The organism is Streptomyces sp. NPDC045846 (genome assembly GCF_056431605.1).
This window is the reverse complement of the sequence record NZ_JBWKKJ010000015.1, coordinates 130,191-149,394: the sequence shown is the minus strand read 5'-3', so window position 1 is coordinate 149,394 and position 19,204 is coordinate 130,191. Positions and strand designations below refer to the sequence as shown.

At 72.3% G+C, this 19,204-nt stretch carries 8 protein-coding genes; 2 read left to right on the top strand and 6 right to left on the bottom strand.

Annotated elements, in window-relative coordinates; genetic code table 11:
* Window positions 1-261 precede the first annotated feature (261 nt).
* The gene (locus tag AC07F3_RS34115; RefSeq protein ID WP_479118454.1) at window positions 262-792 is read left to right on the top strand and encodes an RICIN domain-containing protein; all 531 of its coding nucleotides are present in this window, start codon (window positions 262-264) and stop codon (window positions 790-792) included.
* A 288-nt stretch (window positions 793-1,080) separates the two neighbouring features.
* On the opposite strand, the gene AC07F3_RS34110 is transcribed toward AC07F3_RS34115, so the two are convergent.
* The 4 genes from AC07F3_RS34110 to AC07F3_RS34095 form a co-directional block, all read right to left on the bottom strand.
* Window positions 1,081-1,563 carry a hypothetical protein gene (locus AC07F3_RS34110; protein ID WP_479118452.1) on the bottom strand — a complete coding sequence of 161 codons (483 nt, stop codon included), beginning with the start codon at window positions 1,561-1,563 and terminating at the stop codon, window positions 1,081-1,083.
* Window positions 1,564-1,735: 172 nt separating this feature from the next.
* Window positions 1,736-2,998, bottom strand: coding sequence for a haloacid dehalogenase-like hydrolase (locus AC07F3_RS34105; protein WP_479118451.1), 1,263 nt, complete (start codon window positions 2,996-2,998; stop codon window positions 1,736-1,738).
* A 376-nt stretch (window positions 2,999-3,374) separates the two neighbouring features.
* The gene (locus AC07F3_RS34100; protein WP_479118450.1) at window positions 3,375-4,193 is read right to left on the bottom strand and encodes a hypothetical protein; all 819 of its coding nucleotides are present in this window, start codon (window positions 4,191-4,193) and stop codon (window positions 3,375-3,377) included.
* Window positions 4,190-4,489: a PadR family transcriptional regulator gene (locus AC07F3_RS34095; protein ID WP_479118448.1), complete on the bottom strand. Its 300-nt coding sequence runs from the start codon at window positions 4,487-4,489 to the stop codon at window positions 4,190-4,192. Before AC07F3_RS34095 ends, AC07F3_RS34100 begins: the two co-directional genes overlap by 4 nt.
* A 75-nt stretch (window positions 4,490-4,564) precedes the next feature.
* Here AC07F3_RS34095 and AC07F3_RS34090 point away from each other — a divergent pair, with 75 nt between their 5' ends.
* Window positions 4,565-5,629, top strand: coding sequence for a hypothetical protein (locus tag AC07F3_RS34090; protein ID WP_479118446.1), 1,065 nt, complete (start codon window positions 4,565-4,567; stop codon window positions 5,627-5,629).
* A gap of 145 nt (window positions 5,630-5,774) precedes the next feature.
* Here the strand turns inward: AC07F3_RS34090 and AC07F3_RS34085 are convergent, their stop codons facing one another.
* Window positions 5,775-15,029 (bottom strand): amino acid adenylation domain-containing protein, encoded by a 9,255-nt coding sequence (locus AC07F3_RS34085; protein WP_479118444.1) that lies wholly within the window; start codon window positions 15,027-15,029, stop codon window positions 5,775-5,777.
* Window positions 15,029-18,988, bottom strand: a complete 3,960-nt coding sequence (locus tag AC07F3_RS34080; RefSeq protein WP_479118443.1) for a non-ribosomal peptide synthetase — start codon at window positions 18,986-18,988, stop codon at window positions 15,029-15,031. The genes AC07F3_RS34085 and AC07F3_RS34080 overlap by 1 nt, the downstream gene beginning before the upstream one ends.
* Window positions 18,989-19,204: the final 216 nt, after the last annotated feature.

The following is a 19,204-nucleotide window of genomic DNA, read 5'->3' as shown; positions in this document are numbered from 1 at the left end:
CCGGCATCTGTACCACCTGCAACCAACCGCGAGCCTGGCCCTCCCCGCGCAGAACAAGAAGATCCCCTGCGACCTGACGGAGTCCCGGTGGACCGGCCGGGCCGTCCCGGACCCGAGTGCGGGACGGCGGGACGGGGCGCGGGACGGCGGGACGCCCCGCGCGGAGCGCTAGGTTTCCGTTGTCGCGTCCGGTGCGGCACCTGCCGCGGGAGACGGTCCGACGGCACGATCCCCCTTCAACACCTCTTCGGGAACACTCACATGCGCATACGCTCCTCCGCCGTGGCCTCCTTCGCGGCGGTCGCCGCCCTCGGCACCCTGCTGACCGCCACCCCGGCCCAGGCGGCTCCGAAGACCAACGTCACGATCAACATCGCGGACGGCTACTGCCTGGACATCCCGAACGGACAAGTTTTCAAGGGGCAGTTCGTCCAGCAGTGGCCGTGCAACGGAACCGACGCCCAGCGGTGGAACATCCTTGACGCCGGCGCCAGCCACTTCAAGATCCAGAGTGCCGCGTCGCCGGACTGGTGCCTGAACAACTGGAGCGGCGGCAACACCACGGGCAACTTCATCAAGCTCTTCAACAACTGCAATAGCGCCGACGCGGCCTTCAACACCGTCGGCAACGATGGGGGCAGCAACTACATCCGGTTCCAGCCGATGAACGCGACGAGCAACTGCGTCAACATGTGGGGCGGCCAGATCCAGGGCGCGTACGCGCGCCTCTACCCCTGCAAGGAAGACGCCCCCAACGCGCGCTTCCGCCTGTGGATGTCCGGCACCGTCTAATCTCGCCGTTTCCCCTGGGCACGGCTGGGCGTGGGGCGGCAACACGAAAGTGCCCTCCTGACCTGGGGCGATGGGCCCTGCTGAAGGATCCTGTCGGCCCACACGGTGGGCACTTTCTCCGTACTGGCCAAGAGTTCGTGGCCAAGGCCCCTGCCGTGGCGGCTGTTCGGGGATGCCCAGTCATGCCGGGGCACGGCTGCTTACGGATCTCGCCGATGCGAAGGGGCTGACATTCGCCTGCACGATCGTGTCGGGGCATGGACACCGCCTGGTGGTTCCGTCTGCAGGTCACCCTTTCTTCGGGCGCCGGCGGCATGCTGGTGGGCGCGGCAGACCGTACACCGGCTGCTGATCTGGTGGAGGCGGGCCCAGTGCCAGTGCCGGTGTCTGCGCACGAAACGCCACGGCGGGTGTGTCGTCGCTCGTCAGGACGCGGATGCTGTTGCCGTCGCAGTGGGCGAGGACAACGGTCCAGAGCCTTCCGTCGTCGTCCTCCTGGGACTGCGTGACGTCCCAGCCGGCCGTGCGGAGAAGGCGGGCCGCGCGGGAGGCCGTCGCGGCGGCGGTGACGGTCGCCGGACGACGGCCCTGGTACACCGTCGCGTAGTGGTAACGCTGCGGCTCGCGCCGGTCGGCGATCTTCGGCTCGTCGAGGGAGAGACGACGGAGGTGGACCCGGACGGTCAAATCGGTGATCAGCGCGACCAGTTGCCTGCGCAGGGACCGGCCAAGCCGGTCCAGTTCATCGCGCGTGTTCAACTTCTCACCCACGTCGGCCCCTTGGTCCTGGAACGGTGGAGACCCTGCGCGGCACTGCGGCTGGAGGATCGCCGTGGTCCCCCTCCGCGTCTTGGGGCGGACCGCATGTGCCGGGCAGGTCGCATGGTCGGCTGGCTCCGGCACGGGAGTCGGCAGGCAGACCCGTCGGCCCTCGTGCCCCGGGTCAGACCCGGTCGAGTTGGTCGGGGATGACCGAGCCGTCGGCGCGCCGGACGGGGCCGTGCGTGCCGTCGGGGTGCGTGGCGCCGGTGGTGGCACACGGGTAGGTGCCGGACTTGCGTGGCAGCGGGTCGATGAACATCGGGTTGGCCACCCAGCGGCCGTCCGCGTCGTCGAAGGCCCGGCACATCAGCTCGGACTTGTTGCGGTTGATGGCCAGGTGGGCGCCGGTGGCGTCGTCGACAAAGGTGACGTCGGTGTCGGCGTCCCCCGCACCGAGGGTGATGCGGTGCGCGAAGTCCTGCTTCTCCCAGGCCTTGGCGCCCCTGATCTTGAAGATCTCCTGGTTGATCATGCAGCGTTTGCCGTCCATGTAGGGCAGCGCGTCGCCCCGGCCGGATTCCATGCCGCCGCAGCCCTTGATCGCCGTGGTGAGACGGCCGTGCTTGGTGATGCTGCGGATGCCGATGGTGTGGTCACGGTCGAGGCCGACGCCGCTGGACCATGCCTCGGCGATGGGCTCGGAGGAGGCGGAGACGATGTAGACGTCGAAACCGGCCGCCTTGAGAGTGTGGATCAGATCCTTCTGCTCCTCGTAGTAGCGCACGTAACCGGCCAGGGTGTGGGTGCCCACGGTCTGCTTGGCACCCACGGGCGCGGCGAGCTGCTCGGCGCGTGCCTTCTTGGCGAAGGAGGTGAGCTGGCCCGGGGTGTGGCCGGCGAACAGCTGAGGTATCCAGGCGTACGCGGGAACGGTACGGCGGTGGTTCCAGTCACCGGCGAAGGCGGCCTCGCCGGCCATCGTCTGCGACTTCTCGCGGATCTCGAAGATCTCATCGGCGCAGGCGGCGTTCTTCGATGTGGGCAGCGGTTGGCCGGCGCGTACCTTGGTGCCGCAGGCCTTGGTGAGGGCCTTGTCCGCGGCGGGCGTGAGCCAGGCGCTGGTGTCCCGCCAGCTCGTGGGCCGGAGGATCTTGTCGTGCTTGAGGGCCCAGGCGAGGGTGGCGTCGGTGATGTCGTTCTTGACGACGGTGTTGTCCCAGTCGAAGGCGGCGACGGGGCGGGGACCGCCCTTGCCGGAGCAGGTGCCCCGCTCGTCGATCATCTTCTGCAGCTTGGCGCGGTTGGCGCCGGCCCAGGAGGAACTCTCGGCGAGCTGGGGGCACTTGGCGCGGGACGAGTGGGCCGGTGCGGCGGTGGCGGGGACCGCGGCGCAGAGGGCCGCGGCGGCCAGGAGGCCGACGACAATGGTGGGCTTCTTGCGCATGTGTTCTCTTACGGACGAGGGGTGGCAGGACACGCCGAGGCCGGCGGGTGGCCTGCCCCGACACTTGATCATGGACCCTACACAGGTGAGAAGTGGCGTGCGCTGCGGGCTGATCGCCATGCGGCCCGGGCCGGCGTCCGTCGTTCCAGGGCGAGGCCCGTCTCGGTACGCGTCCGCGTAGCCGTGCAACAGCACGCCGAGGGCTGGCTCGTCGAGGGCTGCGTGCCTGGGTACGCCCCGGGAACCTCCTTATGTACGTCTCCGAGGGCCCGGTCCGGTGGGTGCCCCGGGCCCTCGCGGCTTCTCAGGTGACGGGACGACGAAAGGGGTGCTGCGGGGACGGTGGACGAAGGCGGGCGAGTTTGCGTACTCGGCGTCAGTTTCTTGAGACCACGCGCAGATCGTGCAGGGTCGTTGCCAGGGCGCAGGCCGGCAGGAGGAGGCAGCCGCCCGCCGCCACGGCGATCCGGTCGGGGTCGGGACGGCCGAGGCAGACGGCGAGCGCGATGGCCCCGGTCAGCAGGCTGCTCGCGGCCAGACTCCAGAGGCCAAGGCGCAGGCTCGCGTGGGACGGTGGGACGAGCACGGCGCCGCCCGCGTCCGAGACCACGCGACAGGTCTGGACGGCGGCCGCAGTCAGGGCGAGCCACCAGGAGTCGGCTGCCAGGTGCTCCCATGGCCCTGCTCTCCCTGTGTGGAGTCGCGCGAGCGCCACGACGCCGGCCCCGAGCAGCATGGGGACGGCGAGACGGCGGACGGCGCGGTCCGCCAGGACGCGCAGTGCGCCGGTCGAGAGGTTCGGGCGGGGCGCGGCGAGCGCGAGACCGAGCAGCAGCAGGGCGGCGCAGGCGCGCATCGGCCAGGGCCCGCCCGGCGCGTCGGTGAGGGGGGTGCCCTGTTCCCCTATCGCGTGCCCGAGCAGCGCGGTGAACAGCGCGGCCGCGACGCCGAGGGCCGCGGCGCGGCCGAGGCGCCTGTCGCGAGCGCCTACGGCCCGGGATTCGGTGGGCCCGGCCTCGGCGGGCCTGGGGTCGACGGGCCAGAGCACCGGGTGCAGCCACAGATTGCCGGCGCCGCGCAGCGCGTCGTACCAGCCGCGCCAGCCGGCCGCCCGCACCTCCTCGGCCATGGCCTCGCCCCAGCGGTCGCGGAAAGCGGCGGGGTAGAGCCGCACCAGATGGTCGGCGACGCTCATGCCGGGCTCACGCCCAGGCTGCGCAGCCCGGCGGCGGCCACCTTGGCCATGGACCGCAGCTCGTGTTCGAGCACCGTCCGTCCCTCGGCGGTCAGTTGCACGAGGCGCTGCCGCCCCGACTCCTCGACCGGCTCGACGAGGCCCTTGGCCTCCAGCCGGGTGAGCGCACCGTAGAGGCTGCCAGGCCCGAGGCGCCTGCCGACCAGTCGCTCGATGGCCGCGTTCACGGCATAGCCGTGCAGCGGCCCGTCGGCCAGAGCGCAGAGCACCAGCGTCTGGGCGTCGTTGGCCTGCATACCGACCGTCTCCTTCCATTGGCCTGGATCCAGAATACTACGCGCTGCGTAGTACGTGACGTGTACTATTCCGTCATGCCCAGCCGTCCTGACGCGCCATCAGCCGCCGACGCGACGCTTCCCGTTGGCCATCCCGCCCACGCCGCGGTCCGCCGGGCCGCGCGGGACGGCCTCGCCGCAGCCGTGCTCTTCACGGCCTTCGCCGAGGTCACCTCCCACATCCAAACGGTGCGCGCATGCAGCCCGTGGCAGAACGACCCGTACGACGCGGTGGTCTCGTTCACCCTGTTCCTGGTTCCGGCCCTGGCGGCACTCGCGGCGGCCCGGTCCCTCCTGCTGCGACGGGACGAGCCGCAGCCGCGCTCGCGAATCGGTCAACTCCTGCGCGCCTGGGGCATGTCCGCCGCGCTGATCGCCGTCACCGCGCTCACCGACTGGACGGCCGTGGCCCTGCGCGCCGACCGGGACCGGTGGAGTGGGACGACGCCCTGGCTCGTCGCATCCCTGGCGCTCCCCACGGCGGCGGCCGCTGTGGGGAGCGCACGCGTCCTGCGGGCTCGCCGACTCCTCCCCCCGGGCTCGCCCGGGCGTGGGGCGGGCGAGCCGGCGGGTGACTGGCTTGGCGATCTGGCGCCCGTGGTCCGGGTCCTGGCCGTGGGCCTCCCGGCGCCGTTGACGCGAGCAGCGGACCGGGCCGTGACCCACCGGCGTTTCGCCTCAGCCGTGCGGTTCACCCGTCGCCACGTGCTGGGCCTTGCCGGGATGGCGGCCGCACTCGGCGGCGTGCTGCTGGCCGTCGCGGAGGCCGTCGGCGAAGGCTGGACCGACCCGCTGCTCTGGCTTACCGCCGCGTCGGTCCACGCGGGTGGGTTCTTCGCTTTCGCGATGCTCTGCAACGCGACGCTGACGATCGCCGCGCCGCGCGCGAACGGCCACCGTCACGGGTCGGCGCGGGCCGCGCGCAACGCCGTCACGGCGGCGGCTCTCGCCCTCCCGGTCACCGGAGCGCTGCGGGCACCGCTCCGTCCGCTCATCGGCCGGACGGACACCGTTCCGGCTCTCGCCGAACTGGTCTTCGCCGGGGCCGCCGCCGCGGGCGTGCTCACCTTCGCGGTCGTCGTCGTACTCGGCTTCGACTGACCTCCGACCATCATCCAATCCTCAGCCTCGGTGCGATGTGAACCGCTGCCCCCACCTGCTCCGGCATCCGTATCCGCACGTTCCGATGACGCATCGTGGTGCCTTCTGGCGCGGTGGCAGGGATCGACGGGGGCATGAGGCTCTCTCAGCGGGGCTCGGTGGCCGTCTTGGTCGCGGTGTTGACGGCGTCGGCCACCGCCCGGACCCACGGAGCCCTGACGACGCCGTAGTGCGTGGTGTCGAGCTCGTGAAAGCCGTCGAGCAGCGGCAACCGCTCCTGCCACAGCCGCCGTTGCACCTCCGGGGAGCCCAGCACCGGCAGGCCGTCCACCGGGCGGGTCGCGAGCCACAGGCGGCCAGGCGTGCGGGTGAGCCGGGGCGGCTGGTGGTGTGCCATGGCGGCGACGTTGGCGCGGCAGCAGCGCGCGAGACGTTCGGCGTACGCCTGCGCCTGCGGGCTCGGTCCGGTCCCGGTGCGGCCGCCCCCTTCCGGGCCGTCCTGTCCGGTGCCGCCCTGGCTCAGCTCGTGCGCGAAGACCGCCGCGTACCGCGCCTCGTCGTACGCCAGGAAGTGCGGCGCGGCGTCCGGCGGCGGTGGGTCGAGCAAGTGGAGCTGGGCAGCCGGGTGGCCGGCCCCCTCCGCCTCGGCCGCTACGGCGTGTGCCACCCAGGCGCCGAACGACCAGCCCGCGAGGTGCCAGCGCCAGGAACCCTGCGGAAAACGCACACGCAGCGCGGCGTGGTAGTGACGGGCTCGCTCGGCCAGCGACCAGGAAGGCCGGTCGGGGCCCTGCAGCGCGGGGTCGGCGATCAGACAGACCGTGAGGTGCGGGTCGAGGACCGACACGAGCGCACGGTACGCCTGGACGTCACCACCGACCGGATGGATCAGGCACACCACATCGCTCCCGGTGCCCTCCTGCCACACCTCGATGGGCACCTGGTCCGCCGGGGGAGCCGCATCGGGACCGACGGCCCCGGCCTTCTCGGCGAGGGCCAGCACACCGTTGAGGCTGATGCGATGGCCCAGCTGGGCGAGTTCGAGGACGACGCCGTGATGCTGCTCGACCTTGGCGACGAGGTCGAGCATGGTCAGCGAGTCGACACCGTGGTCGTACAGCGAGACCGCCGGGTCGATCTCGTCAAGCCCCAGCCAACCGCACAGCCAGTCGCTGAGACGGGCGGCGAGCGCTTCCGGTGGTGCCGCCTCCTGCCCGTCCCGTGTGCGCGGCACCGCGCTCGGCGGCCCCGACGGGGCGTAGAAGTCGCGGGCCCGCTCGATGTCGGTGGTGGACACCAGAAGGTGCGGTAGCTGGAGCTGCAGCGCCCGCTCGAACAGCCGCTGGCCCTCCTTGACCGCAAGACCGACGGTGAGGTGTCTCTGGTGGCGGGCGTCCGAACTCAGGGCGTTGCGGGCCATGCCGACCTCGCTCCAGATGTCCCAGCCGATGCCGATCCGCAGGGTGGTGGCGGTGGCGTCCGGGCGGTACCGGGCGAAGCCGTCCAGCAGGCCGTTCGCGGCCGCGTAGTCGAACTGGCCGACCCCGCCGTACTGCGCGGACATTGAGGAGCAGTACGCCGCGAAGCCCGGCCGGTAGTCCTCGATCAGCCGCTCTACCAGCAGCGCGCCACGCAGCTTGGCAGCCGTGGCCCGCCGCATCGCCCCGCTGTCGCGCCGGGAGATCAGCCCGCCGCCCGCGGAGCCCGCGGCGTGCACCACGCCGTCGATCCCGCTGGAGCCTCTCGTGTGCGAGGCGATCCGGGCGAGGATCGCGTCGAGCGCTTCCTCGGCCAGATCGGCCTCGACCAGCTCGACGCGGTCCGGCCACTGCGCCAGGTCGACGGGCAGCCGCGCACCGCGGGACAGCAGGACGACCCGGGAACGGGGCTGCGCGAGGAGCCACGCGGCCAGGGAGCGACCGATGCCTCCCGTGCCGCCGATGACCAGGTACGTGGCCGGGGCAGCGGGCAGCGCGCAGGGCGTCGTCGCGGCAGGAGCGGGAACCGGCAGCAGCGCCTGCCGCCACCAGTAGCCCTGCCGCAGCGCGAGGCGCCGGGGCGGTTGCGCCGCACCGTCAGCCCCGCACAGCAGCGCCGCCAGCGCCGCACTCCAGTCGGCCGGGCCCGGTGCGGGCAAGTCCACCCAGTGTCCTGCGAGGTCACATTCCTGTGGTGCCACTTCTCCCGCGCCCGCGAGCAGCCCCAACTCCGGCCGCCGTACGACGCCTTCGACAGGCTGCGCTCCGTACGAGAGCCACCAGGTCCGCAGCCGAACCGGCCGCGACAGCTCGCCGACCGCCCGCAGCAGGGCGGCCGGGGTGTCCAGGCAGGCCCAGCGGGCGCGCTCCAGCGCCTCCTCGCCGATCGGCCCGTCGACCGCCAGCGGAAGGGCGTGCAGCCAGTCGACGCCGACCTCGTGCGCGTCGGCCGACGCGGGGACCAGAGCGTCGAGCAGCTCCCGTAGCGAGTTGGGGTCGGCCGGGTCCACCTCGTAGACGTGGTCGGACAGTCGGGTGAAGGCGTTGCCGGCGCTGACGCTTACCACCTGGTCGTAGGCCGCGTCGAAGGGGGCCAGGGCGTCAGGCGGCAGCGGGGCGGCGGTCATCGCCACCAGCACTCCCGATCTTCGTGGCCCGGCCGCGGTGACGGCACGGCTCAACCGGACCCAGTGCGGCTGGTGCAGCCAGTCGGTCTCGGGCAGACGCTGGGGCTCTCCCGCGTCCTTGGTCCGGGCCGGGGCGCGCTCGAAGTCGTACTCGGCGAGCGCGAAGGTCGGCGGCGGGAAGTCCCAGGGGGCCTGCGCTGGCCCGTCGGGCCAGCGGACCGCCCGGCCGGACAGCCATGCGGTCACCACCTCACCGGCCGTGTGCTCCACGGCGCGGCACTCCTCCCCGCACGCCGCCACCTCGACACCGGACACCGTACGCAGCCAATCCACCGCTGCGGACGCTTCGGCGCAGACCGCCGCGGCCCGCAGGCGGCGTGCGGGCCGCCCCGCCTGCAGATGGCGGAGCACCAGGGGGTAGGCCTCGGGCCGTGCCTGAAGATAGTCGGCGATGCGGGCGGCGTCGGCGCGCAGCCCGGCCGCGCTGGTGCTGGAGAGCAACAGGCAGGACATGAGGGGGAGTCCGGAGTGCTTCTGCTCCTGTGCCCCGTCTGCTTCGAGCACCAGATGAGCGTTGGTGCCGCCGATGCCGAAGCTGCTCACCGCGGCCACCCGGGGCCGTCCCGCGGGCCAGGGTCTGGCCGTGGCCGGGACGAAGAACGGCGCCGTGTCGGTGCCGATCTGCGCATTGAGCGTGCGGAAGCCGACGTTGGGCGGGATCAGCCCGTGGTGGACGGCGAGCGAGGCCCGTACGAGACCCACCACTCCCGCCGCGGCTCCCAGATGGCCTATCTGGCTCTTCACCGAGGTCAGCGCGCACCGGTCGGCCTCCGCCAGGTCGAACGCCTGGCGCAGCGCGCCCACCTCGACCGGATCGCCGAGCCGGGTGCCCGTGCCGTGCGCCTCGACGTATCCCAAGTCGGCGCTGTCGCGGCCACTGCGGCGCAGCGCGGCGCGGATCACCTCGCGCTGGCCCGGAAGCGAGGGCGCGCTGTAACTGAGCTTGCCCGCACCGTCGTTGTTGAGGGCCGATCCCGTGACCACCGCGTACACGGTGTCGCCGTCACGCCGCGCCAGGCGCAGCGGCTTGAGCACCACCACCCCGACACCGCTGGCGCCGATCGTGCCGTCGGCGTCGTCACTGAACGGTCGGCAGTGACCGTCCTTGGAGAAGATGTGCTGAGGGCGGTAGGCGTAGCCGCCCGTCAGCAGCGTGTCGACGAGTACCCCGCCCGCCAGCATGACCTCGGCCTCGCCCTGGCGCAGCAACCCCGCCGCGACGTGCACGGCCACCAGTGAACTGGCGCACGCCGCCTGCACGGTGAACGCGGGGCCCGTCAGATCGAGGTGGTAGGCGACCTTGGTGGTGAGGAAGTCCTTGTCGTGGTGGAGCGCCAGCTGGAAGCCGTCCGGCAGTTGCTCCGGGTCGGCCTCGCGCAGCAGGGACTGGAAGTAGGTGTTCTCCCCGCAGCCGGCGACGAGCCCGATGCGCTGCCCGGACGGGTCCGCGATCCCGGCGTGGGCCAACGCCTGGACGGAACTCATGAGCAGATGGCGTTGCTGTGGATCCATCAGCCGTGCCTCTTGGCGGCTGATGCCGAAGTGCTCGGGGTCGAAGGAGAGGAGCCCCGACATCTGACTGCGGGCGCCGACCAGTCCATCGGCCGCTTCGAAGTGCTCCACGCCGCGTTTTCCGGTCCGCACCATCTCCCAGAAGGAGGCGAGGTCGTCGGCCCCCGGCAGCCGTACGGCCATGCCGACGACGGCGATCGGTTCGTCCGCCGCGGCCTGCTTAGGCCGGACCGTGCCGGTCGTGCGCCGCGCACCGTCCAGGAACCTGGCGAGGCGGCGGATGGTGACGTGCTCGAACAGGTCGGGGACGGTGAAGTGCAGATCGGGCTCGGCGGTGCAGCGCAGCTGGAAGCGCATCAGATCGAGGCTGGAGGCGCCCGCGTCGAAGAACCGCTCATCGGGTGCGACGGTCCGGCCGAGCACCTCGTCGAGCAGTTCGGTCAACAGGGCTTCCCGCGGCGACAGGACCAGCGGGTCTTCGGAGACGGCGCTGGGCGACCGCAGTTCGTCACCGGGCGCGGTCAGGGCCGCGCGGCGGTCCAGTTTGCCGCTCGGTGTGAGCGGCAGCCGAGCCACGCGCCGGAAGCGGTCGATCCGTACGTACGGCGGCAGCAGTGGCGCCAGATGGCGCGTCAGCTCCGTGCCGGTGGGCCCCGGGACCGGGTCCTGGGCCGTGATTCCCGCGCGGAACTCCAGGCAGGCCACGAGCCGTTCGCCGTCCCGTACCACCACCGCGTTGACGACGTCGGGGTGGCGCAGCAGCGCCGCCTCGACCTGGCCCAGCTCCAGGCGGTGGCCGCTCAGCTTGATCTGCTGGTCGTCGCGGCCCTGGTAGTGCAGCAGGCCGTCCCGGTCGAAACGGGCCAGGTCGCCGCTGCGGTAGAAGGTTCCGAGGCCCGGCAGTTCGACGAAGCGCTCCGTGTTGAGCCGCGCGTCGCCCAGATAGCAGGGCGCGGCCATCGGGCCGCCGATGAGCAGGTGGCCGGTGCGGCCCGGGGGTACGGGCTCGTCCGCCTCGTCGACCACCCGGAGCCGGGCAGCCGTCACCGGTCTGCCGATGGCCGGGCGCTCCGGCCAGTTCGCCGGGTCGCCCTCCAGACAGAGGCCGCTGACGACGTGGGTCTCGGTCGGCCCGTAGTGGTTGAACAGGCGGGCGCCGGGCAGCCCGGCGAACCAGCGGCGGATGGCGTCGGTGCACAGCAGCTGCTCGCCCGCGGTGACCACTTCGCGCAGCCGGGAAGGGTAGCGGCCGAGCCGCACGCCGTGCTCGGCGAGCAGATTCAGGGCCACGTACGGCAGGAACAGGCGCTCGGTACCGGCCGCTTCGAGCTGGTCGAGCAGAGCGGGCGCGTCGTGGCGCCATCGCGGGTGCACCAGGTGCAGCGTGCCGCCGCCGCACAGCGTGGTGAAGATCTCCTGGAAGGAGACGTCGAAGGACAGCATGGAGAACTGCTGGGTGACGGCGGGGGCCCGCAGGCCGCCTGCGTCGCGCTGCCATTGCAGCAGGTTGCACAGTGTCCGGTCGGACACCTGGACGCCCTTGGGAGTGCCGGTGGAGCCCGAGGTGAACAGCGTGTACAGCGGACGCCGGCCGTCGTGCGGCGGCAGCGCGGGGGCGGCGGCCGGAAGGTGGTCCACCGAGGGGATGTGGTGGCGCGGCAGGCCGCCCGGAGCGATGGCGCCGAGAGCGTCCGCGTCCTGAGGTGCCACCAGCACGCACAGGGGCTCCACTTGGGCCAGGATCTGGCGCAGCAGTTCCTGCGGATAGGCGGGGTCGAGCGGCACCACGGTCAGGTTCAGCCGGGCCAGGGCGAGCAGCGCCACCACGTGCTCGGCCGACGGCTGGAGGTACAGCGCGACACAGCGGGGGCCGCTGTCTCCCGGCACCTGTGGGTGGATTCTATGCAGCTCGGCGGCGAACGCCGCGGCCCACGCGTCCAGTTGGGTGTAGGTGAGGGTGCGGCCCGCGTGCACCAGTGCGGGCGCGTCGGGTGTGCGCAGGACCTGGAGGGCGAAGCCCTCGGCCACGGTGGCGTGCGCGAGGGGTGCCGGGTCGGCGCACCCCGGCTCGGGCAGCCGGCGGCGCAACGGTGCCACCAGCTCGGACAGTGGGCGATCGACACCGTCGGCGAGCGCCTCGATGCCCTGCTCGAACAGCTCGGCCAGCGAGGCCATGTCGGCGGCGTCGAAGTGGCGGGCGTCGTACTCCCACAGGCAGTCGAAGCCCGTCGCTCGCTCCACCACCGTCAGGGTCAGAGGACACTTCGCGTCGAGCGGTGCCCGCCACTGCGGACGGACGTCGCAGCCGGGCAGCTCCAGCGTGTCGAAGTCGGTGTTCTCCAGGACGAACAGGAAGTCGAACGGTGTGCTGCCCGCAGGGCCCGGCAGGTCGGCGAGGACGTCGGCGAGCACCACGTCCTGACGGTCCAGGACCGCCTGCGTGGCGGCGCCGTACCGCAGGAGCTGGGAGCGCAGGGGCTCACGCGGGGCCAGGCCCAGGGGGAGCAGCACGGTGTTCGCGAACATGCCGACGGTGGACTCGAAGTCCTGCACGGGCCGGTTGGCCACCGGCGCGGCGATCCGTGGCCGGGTGAGGCCCGTCACCCCGTACAGGCTCCAGGCGTAGACGCCCAGGAGGAGTTGGAAGCGGGTGAGACCGAGGTCGGCACAGAGCCGGTCGAGCGCGGTGCGGCGGCCCGTGTCGAGGGACGTGTGGTGCAGCCGCCCCGCGGGGCCGTCCGACGGGTGGACCGGCTCCAGAGGTGCCGCTTCGGCCGCGCCGGTCGGGTCGTGCTCCAAGTCGGCGTACAGGGACGCCAGTTCGGACCGCTGGGCGCGGTAGGCGTCGCGGTTGAACCACTCGGACTGCCAGTGGGCGTAGTCGAGCGGCGTCGGCACCACGGGGGTGGTCGCCGGGCGCGCGCGGCCGACGGCTGCCGCGTAGTCGGCCGACAGCTCGCCGAACAGCACGTTGAGCGACCAGCCGTCGACCGCGATGTGATGCATGCGCAGGTACAGGTCGCCGCCGCCCGCACGGGGCAGCCAGCATGCCTGGAACAACCGGGGCTGTGCCAGGTCGAAGGGCATGGCGAACAGCCCGTCGATGAAGGCCCTTTGGGCTGCCGCGTCGCGGAGGGCCAGAGCGGGAGGCTCGGTCCACGGGTCGTACGGTTCGTTCACCGTCTGCAGCAGGCCCTCGGGCGTGGCGGTATAGGAGGTGCGCAGCGCCGGGTGGCGGGCCACGAGGCGTCGCAGCGCGTCGCGCAGCGCGGTGCTGTCGGCAGTGCCGTCGACGCGGAAGACCATCGGCACGCTGTACGTGCGGGACGCCGGATCGCGCTGCTGCAGCAGCCACAGCCGCTGCTGCTCGGAGGTGGCGGGCGCGGTGCGCGGACCCGCCGCGTCGGCCGGCGCCGGTGCGGGCACATCGGGGTAGGGGGAGGCGGTCGCCTCCGTCGCTGCGGCCAGCTCGGCGAAGTCGCTCCGCAGGACCAGGGACGCGGACAGTTCGCAGCCCCAGAGACGGCGTGCCTCGAAGCGGAGCCGCAGCGCCTTGAGCGAGTCCCCGCCGCAGGCGATCCAGCGGTCGGCGAGGCACAGGCCCTCGGTCCCCAGGGTCCGTTCCACGAGGGCGAGAACCTCCCGCTGCCGGGCGGTGAGGACGGCATCGGCCCGGGCGGCTCCGGCACGCCGCCACGGGGCGACGTCGTGCCGCAGCAGGGCATCCCGGTCGATCTTGCCGTTGGCGTTGCGGGGGAACCCGTCGACCAGGTAGGTCCGGTGGGGGTGCATGTACGCGGGCAGTGCGGCGTCCAGGTGCCGGTGGAAGTCGTCGAAGGACAGCTCGGCCCCGAGGATCAGGTAGGCGAGCAGTTCGTTGACGCCGTTCGCGTCGCGGCGGGTGCAGACGTACGCCTGGCGTACCGCGGGGTGTGTCACGATCCGGCGTTCCAGCTCGCCCGGTTCGATGCGGAAGCCGCGCACCTTGACCTGGCGGTCGGCGCGCCCGACGTATTCGACGTGCCCTGCGGCGTCGAGCCGGACCAGGTCGCCGGTGCGGTAGTGGCGCACCGGTGTGCCGTCGGGCCGCTCCAGGGTGACGAAGCGGTGCGCGGTCTCCTCGGGGAGGTTGCGGTAGCCGGCGGCCAACGCCTCGCCCGCCAGGTACAGTTCGGCGGTCTCGCCGGGCCCGGCAGGCCGGTGCCCTTCGACCAGGGCGAGGGCCTCGGTCCCCGGCAGCGCCCGCCCGATGGGCACCACATCGCCCGCGAAGTCCCGGGGGACGGGGTGGCACAGCGCGAACGTGGTGGTTTCCGTGGGGCCGTAGACGTTGTAGAGCTGGGTGGTGCTGGTGGCGTTGGACCGGTACCAGCGGCGGATCAGCCGGGCGTTCAGCTGCTCACCGCCCACCAGCACCTGGCCGATGCCCGCGAAGCAGTGCGGCACCTGGTCGACCACCGCGTTGAACAGCGCGACGGTGACGAAGAGGGTGTCGATGCGCAGCCGCTCCAGTTCGGCTGCCAGTACGTCGGGTGTATGCGCCGTTTCGTCATCGACGATCACACAGCAGCCGCCGGTCAGCAGCGGCACCCAGACCTCGAAACTGAGCGCGTCGAAGGCAGGGTTGGACAGGCACGAGTAGCGGGCGCCTTCGCGAAGGTCCATGTACCCGGGGCGGGCGAGGCGCATGATTCCCGCGTCCCGCACCTCGACGCCCTTGGGCTGTCCTGTCGTGCCCGAGGTGTAGAAGACGAAGGAGACCGGTGCGGCGCCCTTCGCCACGGTGTGCGGATCCGGCGCGGGCGAGCCCGCCCCGCCGGAGAGGAGCTCGTCGACCGGCAGAGGCCGTATGTCCCTGGGAAGTCCGTCCGGTGCCGCGGCGCCGTGGAGCACTGCCACGCTCGCCGAGTCGGTCAGGATGTGGTGGCGCCGCTCGGGTGGGCTCTGCGCGTCCAGGGGAACGACCACCGCGCCCAGGCGCAGGATGCCGAGCATGGTGCAGACCAGCTGCCAGGAGCGCGGCAGGCAGACGGCGACTGCCTGGCCGGGCCGCACACCGTGCCGGTGCAGCGCGTCGGCGACGGCCGCGCTCGCGGTGTCGAGGTGTGCGTAGTCCAGGGCGTGCTCGCCGTCGATGAGTGCGGGGGCCGACGGGTGGCGGCGAGCCCGCTCGAGTACGGCGGCGGCGAGGCCGGGGGAGGGGAAGTGCGGTGCGGCGCCCATCAGTTCTCCCGTGCGGAGCCGGTACCGGCGGTCGGTGCGGTGGTCGGCAGCGGGCGGGGCCCGGCCAGGTGCGTCAGCTCTGCCTCGATCGTCGCGGCCACCCGCGGCACTGCTTCGGACTCCAGCATCTCCCAGTGGTCGCACCGCACCGGCTCCACGAGGTAGTCGCCTTCGGCGCGGCGGTGCCAGAAGTCCCGCACCTCCTCCAGCAGGGGACCTGGCGCGCCCTCGACGGCCTGCATCAGGACCGTGCGCGCGGGGGATGGTGCCGGCACGTAGGAGGCGGCCGTGCGCCGGTTGTGGTTGTAGATGTGGAAGTACTGCTCGATCTGCCGGTCGTCGATGCCGGGGTACATCCCGTTGAACTTGACCAGCTTGTCGCGGAACTCCGCCATGTCCACCGGCGCGACGGCGGCGCAGCGCCCGGGATCGTCGGTGCCCTGCGTGTCGAGCAGCACCACGCTCACTCGGTCGTGTCCTGCCGCGGCGAGGCGGCGCCCCATCTCGTGTGCGACCAGGCCGCCGTACGAGAGACCCGTCAGGACGAGCGGTGCGTCGAGCAGCGGGGTGATGAGCTCCAGGTACGCGGCGGCCATGGCCTCGACCGTGGGCAGGAAGGATTCGCCGGGGTTGACGCCCGGCGACTGGATGCCGTGGACGCCTACGGAGTGCGGCAGTGCCTTGGCCAGCGACAGGTAGCAGAAGGCGGTGCCGCCCGCCGGATGGACGCAGACGACCCTGGCGCCCCCGTCGCCCGCGCGGAAGTCCAGGAGGTTGCCCGGCGGTGGGCCCGACGCGCCCCGGCGCAGCCGTCCGCCCAGGCCCTCGATGGTCGGATGCAGCAGGACGTCGCGGACCGACAGGGCCTCGCCGAACGCCTTCCGGACCGCGTGGGCCAGTTTGATGGCGGAGATGGAGGTGCCGCCGATGTCGAAGAAGTCGTCGCGGATGCCGATCTCTGGCCGCAGCAGCAGCCCTTGCCATATCTGATAGAGCTTCAGCTCGATGTGGTCGCGCGGAGTCGCCTGGTTCACCTGGGCGGGGAGGCTGGTGTGCGCCAGCGCCAGAAGCGCCGCGCGGTCCAGCTTCCCGTTGTCGGTGACCGGCAGCCTCGGCAGCTCGACGAAGACCGCGGGGATCATGTGGCCCGGCAGGCGCAGGGCGAGCGCGGCCCGCCACTCGGCCACCGGCCGGGGCGCCGCGCCGCCCACCCCGACGGCGGCCACCAGCCGCGGTTCACCCGCGGCGTCGCGGTCGGCGAGGACCGCGGCCTCGCTCACACCCTGCTGTTCGAGGAGCGTCGCCTCGATCTCGCCCAACTCGATCCGGAAGCCGTGCAGCTTGACCTGGTGGTCGCGGCGGCCGACGTAGAGCAACTGGCCGTCGGGCAGCCAGCGGGCGATGTCGCCGCTGCGGTACATGCGCGCGCCGGGCACGAAGGGGTCGGGAACGAACCGCTCGGCGGTCAGGTCCGGCCGGTTCAGATAGCCGCGGGCCAAGCCGGAGCCCGCGATGTACAACTCGCCCGCGACGCCGATCGGCACCGGCCGCAGCCGCTCGTCCAGCACATAGGTCCGGGTGTTGGCGACCGGGCGGCCGATCGGCGCCTGGCGTGCCAGGGGCCGCGGGCGGAGGTGGGCGGTGCAGTACAGCGCGGTCTCGGTGGGTCCGTAACCGTTGAGCACCCGCAGCCCTGGCAGAGCCTGCTCCATGCGGTGCAGCGCGTCCTCGGGCAGCGGCTCCAGGCCCGTGCGGACGCAGCGCAGCGCGAGACCGGCCAGCCGCTCCTCGGGGGCCTCGCAGATCCACCGTACGAAGGAGGGCGGCAGCAGGATGTCCACGATGCGGTGCTCGCGCATCCAGGCGGTCAGCGTCTCGGGATCGTCGCGCACGTCCTGCGGTACGAGCTGGAGCACGCCGCCCGTGGTGAGTGGCAGCAGGAACTCCTGCACCGAGGCGTCGAACGAGAAGCTCGGCCACATCGCGGACGGCAGCCCCGGCGTCGTACCGAAGGCGTCGCTCCAGTAGTCCAGCAGGTTGAGGATGCCCCGGTGGGTGGCGGCGACGCCCTTGGGGCGGCCGGTCGACCCCGAGGTGTAGATGACGTACGCGAGGTCGTCCGGCCGGTAGGGCGTGCCGGGCGCGTCGCCGCGCGGGGCGTCGGCCTCCACGGAGGCGAGCCGCAGCCAGGGAGTTGACGGCGCCTTGTCGTCCTGGGGCGTCGCGCTCGGCGCGGGGCCGCCGTCCGTGTCGCTGAGGACCAGCACGGCCTCTGAGTCGGCGACCATGTCCATGAGGCGTGTGCGGGGGAGGGCGGGGTCGAGCGGCAGGTATGCGCCGCTCGCCTTGAGTACGCCGAGTATGCCGACCACCAGGTCGACCGAGAGGCTCATGTGCAGCCCCACGACCCGGTCGGTGCCCACGCCGCGGGCGATCAGGGCCTGGGCGACGCGGTTGGCGCGGCGGTCGAGCGTCGCGTAGTCCAGCCGCTCGCCCTCGTGGACCACGGCAACCTGGCCGGGCCGCTCGCGCACCTGCGCTTCGAACCGCTCCACGAGGCCGGTCAGGGTCGGCGCCAGCGCGGTGTCGTTGAACTCTACCAGGACCTGATGGAGTTCCCGCTCGTCCAGGAGGGTCAGGGCGGTGACGGGCTGCTGCGGGTCGGCGGCCATCTGCCGCAGGACGTGCAGCAGTTGGCGTACGTGGCGCTCGGCGGTCGCCGCGTCGAAGAGCGCGGTCGCGTAGTCGAGCTCCCCCGTGACGCGGCCGTCGCGCGCCGTGAGGCAGAGCGTCAGGTCGAACGCGGCGGTGAAGCGCGGGAACTCCAGCGGCACGCTCTCGACGCCGGGCAGCTCCAACGTCTCCGCGGTGGCGGTCTGCCAGGCCAGCATCGCCTGGAACAGGGGGGTGTGCCCGAGGTTCCTGGGTGGGTTCACCGCCTCGACGACCTGCTCGAAGGGCAGGTCCTGGTGCTGGAGCGCCGAGAGCACGGCCGCATCCGTTCTGCGCACCAGGTCGGCCACCGTCGGCTCGCCCGACAGGTCGACGCGCAGCGCGACGGTGTTCACGAAGAAGCCGATGAGGCCTTCGAGTTCGGGGCGGGTCCGGTTGGCCGCCGGTGCCCCGATCACCACGTCCTCTGTGCCCGCCAGCCGCGAAAGGGTCAGCGCCCAGCCCGTCAGCACGGTCTTGAACAGGCTGCTGCCGTTCTGCTTGCCCAGCGCCCGCAGCGCGGCGGTGAGCTCTTCGTCGAGGGTGACGGGCACCTGCGCGCCCCGGTAGTCCTGTTCGGCGGGACGCGTTCGGTCCGTGGGCAGTTCGAGGAGTGAGGGGACATCCACGAGGGTTTTCCGCCAGTGGGCTCTCTGTCGCTCCGCATCGCCTTCGGAGAGCCACTGCCGCTGCCAGGCCGCGTAGTCGGCGTACTGGACGGGCAGCGCGGGCAGCGGGTCGTCGGAACCTGCCGTGAACGCGGCATACAGCGCCCCGAGTTCCCGGTTAAGGACGGACATCGACCAGCCGTCGGCAACAGTGTGATGAAGGGTCAGGAACAGGACGTGCCGTTCGGCATCCAGCATCACCAGGCGTCCGCGCGCCAGAGGCCCGCGCTCCAGGTCGAAGGGCGCTGCGGTCTCCTCCCGCTGGAGCACGGCGAGTTGCTCCCGCGCGTCGGGTGCCCCGGTGAGATCCGCGAGCGCGAGGGGAAAGCCCGCGTCGGCGGGGTCGACCCGCTGGAAGGGCACGCCGGCCACAGAGACCAGCCGGGTGCGCAGTACCTCGTGACGGGCGGTGAGCGCGTCCAGCGCCCTGCCCAGCGCTGGGCGGTCCAACGCGCCGCGCAGCTCCACTGCCATGGGCATGTGGTAGGCCTCGCTCGCACCCTGCATCTGCGCCAGGACCCACAACCGCTGCTGCGCGAAGGACAGCGCCAGGGGAGCGGTCCGGACGACGAGCGGCACGGGTCTGGGCTCCGACGATCTGGTGCCGGTCGGTTCCGGGGCGGAATGACGCAATTCTTGGTTCGCGGGCAAAGCCAGCTCTTCCCCTCTGTGGGATGCCTTCAACAGCCGGGACTGGATATATGTCTCAGCGGGATCTGTCGACTCTCGACGCGTCGCCGCCAGGCACTGAATAAACTGAACTAATCACTGGAAGTGCTGCGGGAGTTGGGGGAT